The following is a 16,674-nucleotide window of genomic DNA, read 5'->3' on the forward strand; positions in this document are numbered from 1 at the left end:
ATGAATCCCACTGCGTGGCCGCGCCGTTGCGCAGGAACCTTGCTGTCGCTGTGTTTGAGCAGCTTGCACCGTGAAACGCCGCGCGTGGCAAAGGCCATCTGGCTGTTCGTTCTCGTGTACGCCGCGAGTCCCGTGGACTGGACTCCAGAAGTGTTGCCGATGCCGAGCTACCTGGACGACGTAGTGCTGCTGGTGGGCCTGTCCTGGCTGGTATGGCACATGTTGCCGCTGGGTGTCTGGCAAGAGTGCCGCACCCGGAGCGACGACTAGATCAGCGTCTGTGCGCGCTGGCTCGGCCGCGCGTCGACGGCACTCGTGCTGATGTTCACGTTGTCGGCGGTCGCGGGGTGGCTCTGGCTGTGGTTTGTCGCATGGTCGGGGCGGTAGGACCGACCTGAGAGTGGTTCGCGACAACCTGAGCCACGCCAACATCAGCACGACCAGCATCTATTTGCACACCGAGGACGATGCCCGTCACGATGCAACAGCGGCTGGCCACCGGGTCAGCTGGCGTTCACCATAGCGCCAGAATCAAAGGCGTTCGCGCTCATTGCCGCACGAGATCTGGTGGCCCCTAGTCAGGCGCTATCAGGCTTTCCAGCCGCTGGATGGTTCGCCAACGGCACAAAACGATTCGTCCCCATGTCCAGCGCGTCGATCGAGCCGCTTTCAATGTCGTAGACCCAGCCATGCAGCGTGAGCGTACCCTGGGCAAGTGCCAGCGCAACCGACGGGTGCGTTCGCAAGTTGTTCAATTGAGCGAGTACGTTTTCCCGCACCATGCCATCCACGCGCGAGCGTTCGTCCGCGTGCGGTTTTGCTTCGTTGATCATGCGCGCTGCGTCGGCGTAGCGCAGCCAAGACTTCACAGCAGGCATCGTGTCCAGGCAGGCACAGGTTGCAATCGCCTTCATGGCGCCACAATCAGAATGCCCGCAGATGACGATGTCGCTGACCTTCAATGCCGATACAGCGAACTCAACGGTTGCCGAGACGCCACCGGGTTCTGGACCGAAGGAAGGAACGATGTTGCCTGCGTTGCGCATGACAAAGAGATCCCCCGGTTCTCGTTGCGTGACGAGCTCGGGCACCATCCGACTGTCCGAACACGAGATGAACAACGCCTTCGGGGTCTGGCTCTTTGCCAACTCCCTGAAGAGCTCCTTGCGAGTGGGGAATACTTCCGCCTGGAAGCGAAGAAAGCCGGCAATGATGTCTTGCATGGCAGCAGTCTAATCTGCCAAAAGTTTTCCAAGTTGCCGTCATGCTCGTTCAGCGTGGGGCGAGGTCGCGTGCGCCCAAAATGGAGCCGCGATAAAGCTGCCAGACCGCAGGTGCGATGGCGCACGCTGTAAGGACGCCCCCTGGATCAAGAAGATCCACTTGATGGCGGGGCTTATCTCCGCCGCGGCCCTGCCGATCCATGTCATGTTGGGCCGGCGTCGAAAAAAATGAGTCCGAAGGAGCGGCACCCTTGTCCGAATTCAGTTTTCGGTCTCGCGCAGATCCACCCGAGGCCGATGCTCAGTGCACCATTGCGCGAATGAGCCTTGCGGCGTGCAGCTTTTCAATGATCCACAGTGACATCAGTCCCTGTCATCATCCCAATCCCTGTGTCCGTGATGATGGCGCGGCCCGTAGTAGACGGGGGGCGGAGGGTCGTAGTAAACGGGTGCCGGCCTGTAGTAGACGGGCGGGGGTGGACGGTAGTAGACCGGAGGCGGCGGCCGATAGTAGATCGGAGCTGGCGGGGCATATACCGGGGCAGGCTCGTAGTACACGGGGGGCGGCTCACTGACCACGACGCCGGGCACGCCCACGCCGATGGACCAACTTACGCCGGCGACGGCTGCGGTGCCACCGAACAGCGCTGCAGTCAGCAAAAAGCCGCCAGCAACGTATTTCAAATAGACGGAACGATGGAAGTTCACTTTTACTCCTGCAGGGCAAGAACTGCCCGGATGAGGCTCAAACGCTTGGCGCGCAGGTTGGGCCTACAGACTTTGTGTGAGGTTCGTTGCCAGAGGTCACAGAGCGCGTGCCACCCTGGTCTACGCCTTCCAAATTGATGCTCGATCCAGCGTCCGACATCAGCGAATCGATTTATCGTCTGTCTCTTTTCACACAGGCTGCCAGCGTCTGGGGCGTCCGTTCGGCGATCCGGTGCATTCAGTTGTGCAGAACCAATTTGTCGATACGGCTGTTCAGTGGTGTCGGCAGGCCAACGGGCTGCTTCGCATGAGCGTGAATTCTGAATTCGATTGTTTGATCATGGCAAAACGAGGACACAAAATGGAGTATCTATCGCATTTGTCCCAGACCGCCAAAAGAGCGATGAGCAGCAATTTTACGGAACGCTTCAAGGCACTCACTGACGAATTGGACCGCGGGTGGAAAGTTGACCTTGCACGCCGTTGCGGCGTAAGCCGTCCGACGGTCACCCACTGGCGCTCAGGTCGAACTCACAGCGCTGATCCGGTGCAGCTGTTTGCTATTGCCGACTACTTTGGGGTGAATGCCAGGTGGCTGGCCACCGGGGAGGGGCCGAAATGGCTGGAGGTTGCGGACTCTACTGCGGAGGTCTCGACCGGAGGCCCGTTGGCCACGAAAGGAGACACGCCATGAAATGGATCACCTGCAAGTACTGCGCCTCGCTAAGTTTCGAGCGCAAACGCTTCGATGCCACGAGGCGGGTCAAAATCTTGCGAAACCCGAATGAGGGTCGCTTGCGTGGCCGTTGCGTCGCCGTCCCGAGATCGCGTTTCTTCAAATAGATGGTCCGAGGCGCCGCTTGGGATGTCAGACCTGGGCCCCAGGAAATAGCCCTCGCCACGCACCGTGTTCACAAGCTTCAGTTCGAACGAGCCGTCAAGCTTCTTGCGCAGGCGCGCGATAGCAACTTCGACCATGTTGGACTTCTCGTCGAATTTCCTTCCCCACACTTCCTGAGCCAATACAGCGCGAGAGACGACTTGCCCCTGGCGGAGAAATAGCGTGCGCAGCATGCTGAACTCTTGGGTACTCAGGCTCAAGTCGGAGCCATTTCGAAAGCATTTTCGACTTGACCAATCAAGCTCAAGATCGGCGAGTCTCAGGACGGTCGAATTTGCTGCTTTCGTTCGTTGCATGAGCTCTTCGACGCAAAACAAAAGCTTCGAGATCGCAACAGGCTTGACCAAGTAATTGTCTGCGCCCTCGTTCAAAGCCTCGAGAAGGTCGGCGATCTTGCCGCGTTTAAAAAGAACGAGCACAGGAACCGTTGAAGAGCGCTTGATTGCTCGCAGGAGCACGATGTACCCCCTATCGGATGGCGCTGCGTCGAGGATAACCAGCGAGCAGTTGCCTGCAGTCGCTTGCCTGCGGACAGCAACATCATTCGCATATCTGTCGACCACATAGCCGCTCGCTTCGAGTTCTTTTTTGACTCCTTCGTCCCCATCTGAGCGAACCCCGGCGGTCAAGATCCGGGCCGGAAAATTTGAAATCTCTTCAGTATTGGTTGAGCCTGCCATGATCAGGCTCGTTTCTGTTTGACCCGCTGGTCTTGATTGTTCCGATCGGTGGCGGCCGGCAGTGTGGAACTTCGTCGAGCAATGGTTGGGACGCGGGGGCGAATCGAAGCCATGCCTGCGTGCGGAATGCGTACTCCCTCGCCCGACTCCAAGGGATCGGGCAGTCAGGTTTCTTAGCGTTTTCGTGGCGGGTTTCGTGTGTACAACACTTGCGCAGAAAGCCAAGACTGCTTGTACAAGCGTTGATTTCCCCAGACAACGAAGGGGGTCTCGCCCCGGCCTGCAACTCCGTTGAAGACCATGGCATTGGCCGGATCCTCCTCCCATCGCAGTGCACCCGGCTGGGAGTAGCGCCCGAGGAAAAGCGGATTTCTTATGCGATTGGTCAAACAATAGAGATCGAATATCCGACCGCTTCTTGCCCAACGCTGACCCCTTTCCAGCTGAAAGGCCATGATCGTCTCTGCGTACTCAACGGCTTGGCGACAGAGCGAAAAATCGGCGATGCGCTCCATCAGTCCGGAGGCCTGGTGCAAGAACACCGAATACATCGTCGTGGGCGTTCCCTGATCCTCGGTGAGGACACGTAGTGGCCACCCATCATTCGAGTCAGAGGAAGTCTTAACCAACGCTTCCACTGCGACCCCGATGTAGCGATCAACGTCAAGGTCGGCCACAGAGGTATATCGCTTGACCGGCGTGGTGAGTACGGTCGGCTGCCCTTCGTACAGCGGCCACAACTCTTCGCCGGCATTCTGTTGCACAGAATTGCCCAGGTGGGCCACAGGTCCATGCACAGAATGCATAGGCATGTCCGTCGCCATGCAACTTGGGGGAAAGCCGGGTACATGAGGCATTTTGTTTTCTAAACGGCTTGCATTTGATGTAAGCTTAAATCCGTACTTAGGTACGGAGTCAAGCCTCATGGACAAGGAAACCAGTAACCTGAGCATTGGTGCTTTTGCGGGGGCGGCAAGCGTTGGGGTGGAGACCATCCGGTTCTATCAACGCAGAGGTCTGTTGCCCGAGCCGGAGAGGCTGGCTGGCCGCATTCGTCGCTATGGCGAAAGCGATTTGCGGCGCGTTCGATTCATCAGGCACGCCCAGCGACTGGGATTCAGCCTCGATGAAATCCTCAGCTTGCTGAGGCTGGACGAAGAGAAAGACTGCGATCAGGCACGAGCGTTGGCCGAGCAGAAGCTTGCGGATGTTCGCACCAAGATGGCAGAGTTACGCGACCTCGAATCGCTCCTTGAGAGGCTGGTACAGGCATGCGGCGCGAGTCGAAGTCGACAGTCGTGTGCCCTGATGGCTGCGCTGAAAGGATGCCCTTGTACCGAAGGGGCCGTTGACTTTGGCGATCAAGGGAACGCGGGGGCGTGAGGACGCCGGTACTGCGACAGTATGTTCTGGCTGGTGGGTGTGCCCGAGCCAAGGACACGAGATGCTGTTCGATGCCCACACGAGGTCGTTCGCAGCGCTGGGCGGTCTGGCGCGCTGCGGGACGCACGACAACATGCGCACCGCAGTGGACAATGTGCACAGGAAACCCTTCAGTGGTCGGGTATCTTCGGACTGCTGACGCGGCCGCCCTGCGAGTGCGGGGGGCAGGGATGATCTCCTTGGGTGCCTGCGAGGAAGTTGAACGCTTGGCCGTGCTGCGAAGCCGACGAAGCTCGCTGGATAGCGCGCAGCAGATCCCGGGCGATAAGGTACGCCTCGATCTGTTTTTCGCTCATGAAGGGCTTGCTGGCGCCTCGGCTCATCGCGGTGCGAATCCGTCCTTCGTTCCCCGCGAGGGAAGAGCCAAACCGTGAAGACATGATCAACTCCTTTTTCTAAGTTCCTTGGGTTTGCAGGGGGAAACTCTCAACCTTCAAGGCAGTGGGCGGGCAGCCAAGTGGTCGCCCGCCTCCGCATCTAGGCGACGTGGATGTCAATGCGCCGTGGCTGGGCATGCGCTGCCTTGGGAATCCGCAGCTTCAGCACGCCCTGCGCGAGTTCGGCCGTCACGCCTTGCGTATCCAGCTCTTTGCTGAGCGTGAAGGCTCGGCGAAAGCGCCCCAGCCCTACCTCGGTGTGGCTCGTCTTCAAGTCTTGCGGCACCGCCAACGCCGACTCGGCCTCGATGGTGAGCGTTGCCGCTTCCACATGAAGATTGAGTTTGTCCCGGCTGACACCCGGCAGATCGGCATAAAGCGTGATGCCGCCTTCGTCCTCGATCACATCGACGGGGGGCGTGAGCGCCGCGTCGCTGTAGCGGGATTGCCCGTTCTGCGCCGTCATCTCCTGTGCGACCTGGTCGGGCGAGTTCTGGATGGTGTTGCTCATGATGAGATCTCCTTGTGTTCGTTGCGTTCGTCGTCACTGAATGGCGATCCGGCGTGGTTGTGCAGAGGCCCGGCGCTGCACGGTGATGTGCAAAAGGCCGTCCTTCAGCCTGGCCTGCACGGCCTCGGGGTCTGCGTCGTCGGGCAGCATCATCACGCGTCGAAATGCGCCTTCGAAGCGCTCGTTGATGTGCACGGCCGACTTGCCCCCGGCTTCAGGCAAAGTGCTCTTGCGCTCGCCGGCGATGGTCAGCAGGCCACGCTCCAGGTTCACCTCTAGCGAGGCAGGGTTCACGCCCGGCGCAAAGGCGTAGATCTCCAAGGCCTGCGGGGTGCTGCCCACGTTCAGTGCAGGAAAGCCGTTGCGAGCGAAGCCGCGGATCGTGGGAGACAGGTCGAAGGCCTGCTGCACATCGCGTTGCAGGCGATCCATCTCCGCGAAGATGTCTCGGGAAAACAGAGAACGGTACATGGCGAAAACCTCCGTCAAAGTGAAAGGGTGCGCCGCGGGCGTGCCCTCGGCGCGTCCGAACAATGATTCAGAAAGCCTGGCTCAACAGTTTCAAGCCCGGCGCGGCTGGCTCAATGCGGCCTGGCCGTTTCGTGGGGGGTGGTCGCGCGGCCGAGCGATGGAGCGCGCGCCGGATTCTTGATTCGCGGCATTCGGAATCGCCAACGCGGGGGGCGAGTTTCCGGATAGCCGAATTTCGCCAGTTCCTCGCGTCCCTTTTGGGTGACGGCCAGCACCTGGGCCGCCGAAGGGGACCCTGACAGGGAGACCGGCTCCGAGGGGGACGGCACCAGGGCGATCACGAGTCCGGCTGCCCGCAGCAGCCTGACCTGGTCAATGTCCTCGGTGCGATAGAACGAGACCGGTAGGCGAGAGCCGGCGATTTGCTTGAGCAAGTTCATGGTCATTTCAATACCTCCTTTTCGGTTGACCAATTTCCGACAGAAGACAACATAGGCACTACCGTTTCGTATTTCAAGCGCCACGAAAAGCGAAACGTAACACCCTGGAAAATCCCTGGTGACGAACAGATCTCGAATGCTTCGAATAGCAAGGAAGGCCGATGGCGGTGTCGGCCATCCCCTGCCATCCACTGCGGGGGGAACGATTGCCCTTGCGCATTGCGGTGAGCGAGGCTGCGGACCTCCGGGCGGCCAGGCGGCGGGCATGGGCGATCGCACATTTGGCCTGGCAAGCACCAGTATGCAAAAGTCCGTCGGACGAAGTAGCGCCTCAGTCCATGGTCGAGATTTTCAGGCGACATCGTCACTGTCAATCGCGAAGTTCGAATCCAACTGGCGAAGGCGCTCGTACTGTCTGCAGTCGATGCGCATCGTGCGCCGGCACTACCACCTGGAGATTCCGAACATGAAGAGCAAATTCAATCGCCTCGCCGTGGCCGCATTGGCCGCTTCCCTGACCGTGGGCTCCTTTGCCGCCATTGCGCAGGTTACGGTCGGCGGCGCACCGATGTATCCCACCAAGGACATCATCGACAACGCAGTAAATTCCAAAGACCACACAACGCTCGTCGCAGCGGTGAAGGCTGCAGGCCTGGTCGAGACGCTCAAGGGACCCGGTCCGTTCACGGTCTTCGCGCCGACGAATGCAGCTTTCGCTGCGCTGCCGGCAGGCACGGTCGATACGCTGCTCAAGCCCGAGAACAAGGCTAAGCTCACCACGATCCTGACCTACCACGTGGTCCCAGGCAAGCTCGATGCAGCCGCGCTGACGAAGCAGATCATGGCTGGCAACGGCATGGCGTCGCTCAAGACCGTCTCGGGTGGAACACTGACGGCCAAGTCCAGCGGCGACAAGGTCATGATCACCGACGAAAACGGCGGCACCGCCACCGTGACCATCGCAGACGTCATCCAGTCGAACGGGGTGATCCACGTGGTCGACAAAGTGCTGCTGCCGAAGTAATCGCTGATACCTCGTGCCTTTGCAAGGCACTAGCAACTCGAAGAGCCCAGACAAAACTCTGGGGTCTTTTTATTGTCGTTCGCCGGTCCGCCTGCATTCTCTGCGGAGCAGAAATGCTTGCCATAGAAGACAAGCTGTTTCAACGGGACGAGCCAATTTTTCAGGGGAAGCCACCGCCCAGCTCGCTGGAAGTCCATGCCAGCGCGGGTTTCCAGACCAGTGACATTTTCATCACTGGTGGGTTCTGTGGATGCCAACTGGCATCGGTAATCTTTACGCGTTGAGTTCGGTGCGCGAATGGGAAAATTTCACTGATTAGACACCCGCACGCCGATGCGCCACACACGTCTGGTGACGCTTGATCGGCCTAGGGCTACGAGCTGCGTTTGGCCAATTCCCGCGCAAGCTTTTCGTTGACTTTCTCCAGGTTCTTACCTGACTCGTTCAGCTTCTTCTCAAGCTGATCTGTCCGTTCGATCGCTTCACCCACATCGGGTGCCAGCGTCTCCTTTGGCACCTCGCTGTCCAAGACGGCATGCACCACGGAAAGATCGTCCGCAGCCTGCTGGACGGCTTTCGTGGCTTGCCGGTTTTCCTTGAGAGCTTTTGCGAGATCAGGCGCGCTGTCCTGGTCCGATTGTGGCGTCTGCTTTGACATCGAGTTCCTCCGTTTACGCACCTGCGGCGATGCTAGCCAAGATCGAGGGACGGGGAGCAAGGAACGAGCACCTTGAGCTTTTGGCCTACATGCCGGAGCCGGCTTCCTCGTATAACCAATGACTGATTCGTCTTCGATTTCCCAGGCAGAAAGATGATCCAACGCCTCAAATGCTATGCCACTCGCCACTGTGCTCGTCGAAGACAGCAAGACCATCAGGGACAACCTGGTTCCTGCAATGGCGGAGCTTGCCGATGCGGAGGTTGTGGCCTTCGCCGAGACAGCAGACGAGGGTGCCAGTCTGCTCGATGGCCTCTCGGATCGTTGGCAGCTCGTCGTGGTGGACTTGTTTCTGCGCGAAGGCTCCGGTTTGACCGTTTTGCGCGCATGCTTGGGACGTTTGCCCCACCAGCGCGTTGTCGTACTCACGAACTATCCGACGAAGGAGATGAGGCGCAGGAGCTTGGAGCTGGGTGCTGGGTGCAGACGCGGTTTTCGACAAGTCAGCCGAATTGGACTTGTTCTTTGAATGGTGCAGCAGGCGTTGAAGCTGCTTCAGCTCTGACGACGACTCCACTGCGTTCGCCCACCCTCTTCGGGTCAGGGCTGTAGGCCGTAACCTACACAGGCCTCTATAGCAGACCCCGGTGCGACGCAAAGCTCACCGCCTGCGCCCGAGTGTGCGCGTGCAGCTTGCGATAGATGCTTTTCATGTTAGCGTTAACCGTTTGAGGGCTGATGGCGAGCTGTGCCGCGATGTCGGCGCTGATGTTCCCGATCGCTACCAGCCGCAACACCTCGCGTTCTCGCCCGGACAGTGATGCTCTATTGCCCGACGGACGAACAGGAGTTTCATTACCGCGCGTGTGGTCCAGGCGGCTGAGCAACCTGCGGGTCAGTGTCGGAGTGACGGCGGCTCCGCCGTTGACCACATGCAAGACGGCCTGTGCGTAGCTTTGCAGCCATGCGTTCTTGACCAGGTAGCCGGACGCGCCGAGTTCAAGTGCGCGCAGAGTCTGAGACTCATCATGGTGCGCAGAAATTGCGATGACTTCGGGTGCGCTGCGATGCTTCTTGGCCTCTTCGATCAGCTCGAAACCGCTGCCATCGTCCAGGCGGACGTCGACCATCAGCACCTCGAACTCATGCTGCATCAGAAGGCGCCGGCCTTCCCGCAAGGTGCTGGCTTGGCCATCAAGCTGGATGCGAAGATCGTCCAGCAGCTCTTGCGCGATCACCCGTCGGATTGCGGGGTCCGGATCCACCAGCAGAACGCGCACCGGCTTGGTGTGCTGTCCTGCGAGAAAATCCGGCCACGGAAATGCTGTGACGGGGTGTAGGGCCTGTCCGTCGAATTGACCGCGCCCTGAATAATTTCTCGTCAGACCTTCATCGACTGTCAACAAGTTTTTGCACTCGCTTCGCATTTAAGCCCCTTTGTGACGTTAATTGTTGTAGGCGGCGGACGGTAAGGCATTACGCCTCAGGGCGAAACTTTCATTCGCATTCGATTGCTTTTGTTGCTTTTGGTTTCTTCGTGTTGCATTTGATTCGGTTCTTCTCAATCCGACAGCCCGGCAATGTGCGGCACCGTACAGACGTCTGCATCTCCATCGGGTAACGATGGACCGATGCGCTTTGGAAGCAAGGCGCACGGTATTCATTGATGAACCAGGCGAAAGCCACCGAGGTCCGAGCATGCGCAACTTTCTCACCAACAACCGGGAGGAACTGGTTTCACGGTGCAAGTCGAAGGTTGCACAGCGGCCCCGCCGCGCCGCCACCGAACAGCAGCTGACCAACGGCATCCCGCTGTTCCTTGAGCAACTGATCAGAACCCTTGCCGCAGAAGAAGACGACAACACTGCCGACAGCATGAGAATCTCAGGGCCATCCGGCGGCGATTCGCTGGCCCTGTCGGAAATGGGGGTGACCGCCACAGCCCATGGCAAGGAACTGCTCAAGCTGGGGTACACCGTCGACCAGGTCGTGCACGACTATGGCGACCTTTGCCAGGCGATCACGACATGGCGTTCGAATGCGACGCGCCCTTCGCGGTCGCTGAATTCCGCACCCTGAACCGGTGCCTGGACAACGCCATCGCCGCCGCCGTCACCGAGTTCAGCTACCAGCGCGATACGCAAATTGCGCATCAACAGAACCTCGACGCGCGCGAGCGCCTCGGCTTCCTCGTTCACGAGTTGCGCAATTCCCTGGGGACGGCGACCCTTGCCATTCATGCCCTGGAGCTTGGCAACATGACATTGGGTGGCGCCACCGGAACCGTCCTGAAGCGCAGCCTGTCGGCGATGGGCACCTTGATCAGCCAGGCACTCGCCGAGGTGCGCAGCAGCCAGCCGGAACTGCGACAGACGTTCTCCGTCGCCTCATTCATCAAGGACGCTGAAACCGCGGGCCAGTTGGTTGCGAGCGCCGCAGGCTGTGCCTTCGAGGTGCACCCGGTCGATCCCCTGTTGGCCATTCGCGGAAATCGGGAGCTGCTGCTCGCCGCGTTGGCCAATCTCCTGCAGAACGCGTTCAAGTTCACTCACGCCCACACCGACGTCGCCTTGAAGGCGCATGCGCTCGGCGAGCACGTACTGATCGAAGTCGAAGATCACTGTGGAGGGTTGCCGCCAGGGAGCGCCACCAGGATGTTCGCCCCGTTCAATCAGCACAGCCATGACAAATCCGGTCTGGGCCTGGGTCTTTCGATCGCGCGCCAAAGCGTGGAGGCCGACCTTGGCACGTTGACCGTACAAGACGTGCCGGGCGCGGGCTGCATTTTCACCATCCGCCTGCCGCGTGACGCGTAGTCGACGCGCTCGGCCTGGGCGGCTACCGGAAGGCAGCGTTTCTGAGTCGCGTGCAAATCGCAGCGGTTTGGCGTTAAATCTCTATATGAATCAGTCACTTACGAAAGAACCCGTTTTGAGAGGTTTCTGATTCACGTGCAAATAGCAGCGCTGCCCCTGCCCATCACCCGGCCTGGACGGCACGACGCTGCGGCGAGCTCTTGTGCAACAAGGCGTCCTCGAACTGCTCAATTCTGAAGGCGATGGTGCCGCGGAAATTGATGTGCCCGAAGTGCACCGGCCCCATACGACGCAGCCAGGCATCTTCGATCGGGTGCTTTTCCTTGCGCCAGTGATCGACGACACCCTGCACCCTCATGGTGTTCCATGCGATGACAACGTTCGTAAGCAAGGCGTGGGAGCCCGAGATCGCTCGCATTTCGTCGCGCCGACGGCCGCGCTCGGGAAGAATCCGGCCGTGGTAAATGGCACGCTGGAGCTGGTGTACCGATTCGCCCCGGTTCAACAGCGTGTGGATCTCCCGACGGAATTCGTCGTTGGTGAAGTAGTCGCACAGGAAACCGAACTCAAGCTTCATCGTCGAGCCTATTACGACAGACCCTTTGTGAGGCGTGCCCCGGCGATAGCAGACGGTTTCGAGAGATTCACCACGAATACCGCATGCCGAGCTGCCCCTGGGTGCTGTTCTCGGATGTGATGCCAATGGCGCGGGTATAGGCCAGTCCGCCGTACACCGCGAACGCCCGGTTCAACTGGCCGCTGATTCCAACACCCACTTCCAGCGCGCTTGCATTGCGGCGCGTTGCGATGGTGTCGGTGAATCCGAACATGACGTCGCTGCGGCCGCTGAAGGTGTGCCAGAGGTTGGCCTTGAGATAAGGCTTCCAGGTGCCGCCTCCGCCGCTGAAAGTGCCTTGCAGTCGCGCCCCGATGCGCCCGGTCACGGCGTTGTCTCGTCCGAACTGGATCGCGGAGAGCCCGTCTTGGAAGCTGTCAATGGTGCTGCGCTGCCAGATCAACTGCGCTTGCGGCTCCAGCACGATCTGATCGCTCAACGCCAAGGGATAGCCCGCTTCGACCGACGCCGTGAGTGCTTTGGCATCCGGACGGCCGCCACGGCCGAGGATCGAGCGCACGTCGGTCTTGTACCGGCCCGCCATGAGGACCGTGTCGGTGTACCAACCACCGGCGCCGATGTGAGTCCAGTAGCCACCCAGGCTGTAGCCCTCGATCGAGAGGCGACCGACGGCCGCCTCGTGCACACCGCCGGACAAGCCGCTCACGTCGCCGCTCGCGCGCGTATACCCGCCCATCAGGCCGACCCGATCGCGCGCGCCTGAGTCGCCCCTGCCGACGTAGAAGTCGTGGCCCAGTTGCCAGCCACTCACCGAGCCATCAAAGCCGGGGTCCGCGTCGCCGCGCAGGCGCTGGTTCACGTTCCGACCGAACACCCGACCCCATGACGCTTGCACCCCTTGGCTGTCTGTCAGCAGTTGTTGATCGCCCTGACGCTCATGAAAGGTGCCCAGTTGCGACAACCCGGCGCTGCGCAGCACTTGTGGCATCGCGGTGAAGAGCGCCACCTCGGGGCGGTAGAGATTGACCTTTTCGATGGCAATCGCGCCTGCGGGAGATCCCGAGGGCTGCGTCGCAGCAACCAGCGCGACAGCCTCGGCCATCGAGCCGACGATGGTGCCGCCGACCGCATAGCCCGACGACCGCAGATACCAACTGTCCGTATTGTTGCCAGTCGCTCCGCCACGGAACAGGCGGTATGTGAAGGCGCCGGCCTCAACGGGCCCCGTCAGCGAGAAGGCATTGGCCGCGGTCGTGCCGCCATTGACAGCCTGCACCACCAGAATGCCGTCGGCCAGCGTCAAAGCGCCGGGACCGCCGTGATTGACGACACGGATTCCCGTGATGCCGGAAGCGCTGCCGCCATCGATCACGAGCCGGTCGGCCGGCGAACTGTCGTTGCCGAGCACGGTGTTGATCTGCAGCAGCGCCCCGGTGCCGATGTAATTGCCCCGCACCGTCAATGCGCCGTAGCCATTGGCGAAGCCGGGGCCAGGCAGCCAGGTGCCCTGGTTGTTCACATTGCCGACAAAGGTGCCCGTGCCGGCCACCGTAGTCCCCGGCAACACATTGATGAGCGGAGCGGCGAGCGTGCTGTTGAAAGTGAAGGTGCCGGTCTGTACCTGGATGCTGCGCGCGAAGCTGGCATCGGTCAGCCAGGACCAGGCATCGCCGCGCATCGTCAGGTTTTGGAAATTGCGGAACGTGTTGTCCACGGTGCCGCTACCCTCCAGAAAGGCGTCACTGAGCTTGCTGCCGATGTTGCCGTCCGCTGCGCCCTTGATGACCGACCCGGTGCGCAGAATCAATGTGCCGGTACCTTGCTGGCCCATGATGATGGCGCTGTCTCCCGCCGTGCCGCCGTGTCCTTCGAGGTAGCCGGCATTGACGAAAGTATCGTTGCCGTTCTGGCCGCGCAATGCGGCCGAGTTGGCGCTGGTCATGATGCCGCCCGCGAGGTTCTCCACGCGCGAGTAGAAGGTGGAGGCACCCGTGGTGTTGGCGTGTACGGCGTCCGCGAACCCGCTGGTGGGTGTCGTGTTGGCTCCGATGGCCCTGATGGTGCCGGTGTTGATCAGCACGTTCGTGACCAGGTTGCCGCCTTGCATGAAAACGCCTTTGGCGCCCGTGCCACTGACCGAGATGGTGCCGCTGTTGGTGAGGGAGTTGCCCGGCCCGATGCTGTAGATGCCGTGCGAGGTGCCGCCCGTGGTCGTGATGCTGCCCGTGTTCGTTAGTTGGCTGCCGGTGCTGTTGCCGCCCAAGGCGGTCGAGATGCCTGCCGTGCTCGAACTGGTGGTGCGGATGCTGCCGTTATTGGTCAGGGTGTTGTTGTTGCCCGTGGCCGCCATGGCGGCGCGAAAACCACCGGAGCCTCCCGATACCGTGATCTGTCCGTTGTTGATGATCGTGCTGCTGTCTTGCACCACCAGTGCCTGAGTGGCATTGGTATTGAGGGTTGCACCGGCATTCACGGTGATCGTGACGTTGGTGCTGCCCGGCTGGGCGGTCACGTTGGTGGCACCGCTGTTGACGCCATCACAGACGACGCTGGTGCCGGCGGCGGGCGTTGTAGTCGGAAGGCAAGCGGCATGGCCCGCGCTGGCAATCAAACCTATGAACGAGGCGACCACCACGCACCTGCTCTGGCGTGACGCACGTCGCGTCCAGATGGCTTGCTTTTTCTTGGGCATGTCTCTTCTTTCTTATTGGTGGCCTCGGATTGCGACCGGCGGTCATTATTCAGGCGCGCGGCCGCTTGGGAAACCCATGAACTTGCGTCTTACTTCTTGACTGCGGGTTGCTGGTTATTGAGTGGCTCGTGGTGACTGCCTGTCTTTTGAGCATTTCATTCATGATCCAGAAGAGGCGCCGCTTCCCGAGTTCTCTCCCCCCGTTATCCACAGAGTTGTGCACGCAATCAGTGGATAGCATCGGGTGAGTGGAACTCGGCCGGGTTCACAACAGGCGAGATACCGGCCCATCCGAGGCCGGCATTGCCCAACATCGCTTTTGAGACTGACTGTGCGAGTTGGAAGGCACGCACTTTCTTACCGCCCGCACCGGCAAATTCCTACAGATAGAGGGTGCCGTTGTAGCTGAATAGCTGGGCAGTCAATGTCGCTGCGCCTTCAGGAATCCGTCTATGTCCAACCAGCAAGACAAGAAGCCGGCTCAACAGCCGCACAAGCAGCAGGATCAATCCCCGCCGGAAAAGCAGAAGCAGCAGGGCCAACCACCCCAGAAGTCGGAGCCTCAGCAAGCGACTCCCAAGCAGCACGGCAAGTCCTGAATTTTTGACGTTTCATGCCCGCCTCGAGCGGGCATTCTTATGCTTGCTCAATGCACCGCTCGTCGACATTTCTCGATGCTGCGTCAAGATCTGCACGAGGTGCTGTCGGCACAAAGATGCTATGCCTCAGGGCCCAGATGCACGCGCCCAGCCGAAGCAGCTGCTCGACATTGTGATCGTGGACCCCACCCTGCGCATCCTCCCGTTCAATCAGCTCTGCGATATACGAAAGCGCTGCCGTGGGTGTAAAGCCGAGACCGGCGCGCGCCATCTCGATAGTTGTAGCAAGTACTTTAGTTTTCTCCATCCCCGGAATGGTGCACGAACGGAGAGGCTCGGACAAGACGGCTTCCCATCGGCGAGGTCGGGCATCAGCAATGTTTGGTCAACTTAATGACACCACAAAGGAGCGATGGGTTTGCACCGGCTGAAGTGTCGGCAGTGCGACCGATGATTTCGGGTATACCCTTGGCTCAAGCCACTGTGATCTGCATCGAAATCGAGATCACCCCGGGTCGGGGTGGAAGCAATCAGGTTCTATCAGCGCAGAGGGCTGCTGCTCAAGCCACCAAAGCCGCAGGGTGGTGTGCGTCGTTATGGCTTAGCCGATGTGCAGCGCGTGAGATTCATCAAATGTGCTCAGCGCTTGGGCTTCAGGCTTGATGAAGTTGCGGGCCCGCTGGAACTGGATTCACAGACGGACTGCGCGCAAGCGCGTCAACTGGGCTCGCAAAAGCTCGTCGAAGTGCGCGCCCGACTGCATGAGCTGCACTGCCTGGAGTCCATGCTTGTACGGCTCATAAGCACGTGTTCAGAGAGCAGTTCCCCACAATCATGCGGATTAATAGAGGGCATGTATGAGCTAGCAAGCAAACAACCGGGCGGCAGTGCCAGTACGAGCGTGTCTCAACCGTGTTGTTGAGGCGACGATCCGTAGATCCAACGCGACTCGCCCGTGGCAGCTAGGAGTTTCCTCTGACCTCAAGCTGCAGCGCCGGACTCCGGGATCCCCCCGATGCTGGGCGCACAAAAAAAGTGTACCGATCGCTGTCAGGGATGTGTTGGTCCTGATGTCGACTGACTCGACCTTGAGATCGGTGGGGACGAGCAAAGCGTACCAATTTGCACGAAAGGGACAGGCAGAGCGAGCATCGGAAAATCGCAAGTTGTTGTTTTCATTGGAATTTTCCGCGCAAACCGTATCAATCTGCACGGAAAGGACGATTACCCCTACAGAGGGCTCGCCGTGGTGCTGGGCGGCGAGTTCCCGCAGGAGAAGAGAGCCTTCGCGGAGAACGAGGGGTTCGATCTGAAGATGAACACCTGGCGAACACTGGCACCCATGCCACGCGGCCGCCATGCCGCCGGGGCTGCGAGCGATGGCAAGTCTCTCTATGTCGCCGGCGGCTTCTTCTTGCCCGGCGGCATGGGCGGTGAGACGACCAGCGAACTCATGGCGTTCAGCCTACCCTGAGGCGGCATCTAGACGCCGGGCTGTCCCTCCGGTCGGGCGTGGAGCTGGGGACGCGGCCGTCAGGCCCCTGAAGCATGCAA

The 16,674-nt window shown here is 60.2% G+C and carries 20 protein-coding genes and 2 pseudogenes; 10 read left to right on the forward strand and 12 right to left on the reverse strand.

The features are described 5' to 3' along the window. Positions 1-270 (forward strand): YkvA family protein, encoded by a 270-nt coding sequence (locus tag H7F35_RS29170; protein WP_187109988.1) that lies wholly within the window; start codon positions 1-3, stop codon positions 268-270. Positions 271-385: 115 nt separating this feature from the next. Next, positions 386-523: pseudogene (locus H7F35_RS35185) on the forward strand (integrase); the annotation flags it as partial. A 55-nt stretch (positions 524-578) separates the two neighbouring features. On the opposite strand, the gene H7F35_RS29175 reads toward H7F35_RS35185, so the two are convergent. Further along, positions 579-1,223, reverse strand: coding sequence for a carbonic anhydrase (locus H7F35_RS29175; RefSeq protein WP_187109989.1), 645 nt, complete (start codon positions 1,221-1,223; stop codon positions 579-581). A 363-nt stretch (positions 1,224-1,586) separates the two neighbouring features. After that, entirely contained in the window at positions 1,587-1,931 is a 345-nt protein-coding gene (locus H7F35_RS34935; protein ID WP_410010737.1) for a hypothetical protein, read from the reverse strand. Between the two features lie 307 nt (positions 1,932-2,238). Between H7F35_RS34935 and H7F35_RS29180 the strand changes: the two genes are divergently transcribed. Further along, positions 2,239-2,625 carry a helix-turn-helix domain-containing protein gene (locus H7F35_RS29180; protein WP_187109990.1) on the forward strand — a complete coding sequence of 129 codons (387 nt, stop codon included), beginning with the start codon at positions 2,239-2,241 and terminating at the stop codon, positions 2,623-2,625. A 29-nt stretch (positions 2,626-2,654) separates the two neighbouring features. Here H7F35_RS29180 and H7F35_RS29185 read toward each other — a convergent pair whose 3' ends face one another. Both H7F35_RS29185 and H7F35_RS29190 read right to left on the reverse strand, forming a co-directional pair. Beyond that, a complete protein-coding gene (locus H7F35_RS29185) occupies positions 2,655-3,512 on the reverse strand; it encodes a response regulator transcription factor (RefSeq protein WP_187109991.1) in 858 nt (285 codons plus the stop codon). A 173-nt stretch (positions 3,513-3,685) separates the two neighbouring features. After that, a complete protein-coding gene (locus tag H7F35_RS29190) occupies positions 3,686-4,276 on the reverse strand; it encodes a hypothetical protein (protein ID WP_187109992.1) in 591 nt (196 codons plus the stop codon). Between the two features lie 160 nt (positions 4,277-4,436). On the opposite strand from H7F35_RS29190, the gene H7F35_RS29195 reads away from it, so the two are divergent. Further along, positions 4,437-4,895, forward strand: a complete 459-nt coding sequence (locus H7F35_RS29195; RefSeq protein ID WP_187109993.1) for a MerR family DNA-binding protein — start codon at positions 4,437-4,439, stop codon at positions 4,893-4,895. A 170-nt stretch (positions 4,896-5,065) separates the two neighbouring features. On the opposite strand, the gene H7F35_RS29200 is transcribed toward H7F35_RS29195, so the two are convergent. From H7F35_RS29200 to H7F35_RS29215, 4 genes are all read right to left on the reverse strand, one after another. Next, positions 5,066-5,335: a hypothetical protein gene (locus H7F35_RS29200; protein WP_187114521.1), complete on the reverse strand. Its 270-nt coding sequence runs from the start codon at positions 5,333-5,335 to the stop codon at positions 5,066-5,068. A 97-nt stretch (positions 5,336-5,432) separates the two neighbouring features. Beyond that, on the reverse strand, positions 5,433-5,798 hold the full coding sequence (locus H7F35_RS29205; protein WP_261803718.1) for an Hsp20/alpha crystallin family protein: 366 nt from the start codon (positions 5,796-5,798) through the stop codon (positions 5,433-5,435). Between the two features lie 78 nt (positions 5,799-5,876). Next, positions 5,877-6,314, reverse strand: a complete 438-nt coding sequence (locus H7F35_RS29210) for an Hsp20/alpha crystallin family protein (protein ID WP_187109995.1) — start codon at positions 6,312-6,314, stop codon at positions 5,877-5,879. Positions 6,315-6,424: 110 nt separating this feature from the next. After that, positions 6,425-6,760, reverse strand: coding sequence for a hypothetical protein (locus H7F35_RS29215; protein ID WP_187109996.1), 336 nt, complete (start codon positions 6,758-6,760; stop codon positions 6,425-6,427). A gap of 460 nt (positions 6,761-7,220) precedes the next feature. Here H7F35_RS29215 and H7F35_RS29220 point away from each other — a divergent pair, with 460 nt between their 5' ends. After that, entirely contained in the window at positions 7,221-7,778 is a 558-nt protein-coding gene (locus H7F35_RS29220; protein WP_187109997.1) for a fasciclin domain-containing protein, read from the forward strand. A 373-nt stretch (positions 7,779-8,151) separates the two neighbouring features. Here H7F35_RS29220 and H7F35_RS29225 read toward each other — a convergent pair whose 3' ends face one another. Next, positions 8,152-8,436: a hypothetical protein gene (locus H7F35_RS29225; protein WP_187109998.1), complete on the reverse strand. Its 285-nt coding sequence runs from the start codon at positions 8,434-8,436 to the stop codon at positions 8,152-8,154. Between the two features lie 175 nt (positions 8,437-8,611). Here H7F35_RS29225 and H7F35_RS29230 point away from each other — a divergent pair, with 175 nt between their 5' ends. Further along, positions 8,612-8,965, forward strand: a complete 354-nt coding sequence (locus H7F35_RS29230; protein WP_261803403.1) for a response regulator transcription factor — start codon at positions 8,612-8,614, stop codon at positions 8,963-8,965. A 103-nt stretch (positions 8,966-9,068) separates the two neighbouring features. Here the strand turns inward: H7F35_RS29230 and H7F35_RS29235 are convergent, their stop codons facing one another. Next, the gene (locus H7F35_RS29235; protein WP_187109999.1) at positions 9,069-9,863 is read right to left on the reverse strand and encodes a response regulator transcription factor; all 795 of its coding nucleotides are present in this window, start codon (positions 9,861-9,863) and stop codon (positions 9,069-9,071) included. 271 nt (positions 9,864-10,134) lie between these two features. On the opposite strand from H7F35_RS29235, the pseudogene H7F35_RS29240 reads away from it, so the two are divergent. Further along, positions 10,135-11,252 (forward strand): annotated as a pseudogene (locus H7F35_RS29240) (sensor histidine kinase). A 163-nt stretch (positions 11,253-11,415) separates the two neighbouring features. On the opposite strand, the gene H7F35_RS29245 reads toward H7F35_RS29240, so the two are convergent. Together H7F35_RS29245 and H7F35_RS29250 are read right to left on the reverse strand one after the other, a co-directional pair. Continuing rightward, on the reverse strand, positions 11,416-11,829 hold the full coding sequence (locus tag H7F35_RS29245) for a Tn3 family transposase (protein WP_187110000.1): 414 nt from the start codon (positions 11,827-11,829) through the stop codon (positions 11,416-11,418). 67 nt (positions 11,830-11,896) lie between these two features. Further along, the gene (locus H7F35_RS29250; RefSeq protein WP_187110001.1) at positions 11,897-14,521 is read right to left on the reverse strand and encodes an autotransporter outer membrane beta-barrel domain-containing protein; all 2,625 of its coding nucleotides are present in this window, start codon (positions 14,519-14,521) and stop codon (positions 11,897-11,899) included. Positions 14,522-14,973: 452 nt separating this feature from the next. Between H7F35_RS29250 and H7F35_RS29255 the strand changes: the two genes are divergently transcribed. The 3 genes from H7F35_RS29255 (at position 14,974) to H7F35_RS29265 (ending at position 16,594) form a co-directional block, all read left to right on the forward strand. Continuing rightward, positions 14,974-15,120, forward strand: coding sequence for a hypothetical protein (locus H7F35_RS29255; RefSeq protein ID WP_187110002.1), 147 nt, complete (start codon positions 14,974-14,976; stop codon positions 15,118-15,120). 520 nt (positions 15,121-15,640) lie between these two features. Further along, positions 15,641-16,042 carry a MerR family DNA-binding protein gene (locus tag H7F35_RS29260; RefSeq protein WP_187110003.1) on the forward strand — a complete coding sequence of 134 codons (402 nt, stop codon included), beginning with the start codon at positions 15,641-15,643 and terminating at the stop codon, positions 16,040-16,042. Between the two features lie 324 nt (positions 16,043-16,366). Continuing rightward, the gene (locus H7F35_RS29265) at positions 16,367-16,594 is read left to right on the forward strand and encodes a hypothetical protein (RefSeq protein WP_187110004.1); all 228 of its coding nucleotides are present in this window, start codon (positions 16,367-16,369) and stop codon (positions 16,592-16,594) included. The last annotated feature ends 80 nt before the right edge of the window (positions 16,595-16,674 follow it).

The sequence above is a fragment of the Variovorax sp. PAMC26660 genome (assembly GCF_014302995.1).
In the GTDB taxonomy this organism is placed as follows: Bacteria; Pseudomonadota; Gammaproteobacteria; order Burkholderiales; family Burkholderiaceae_C; genus Variovorax.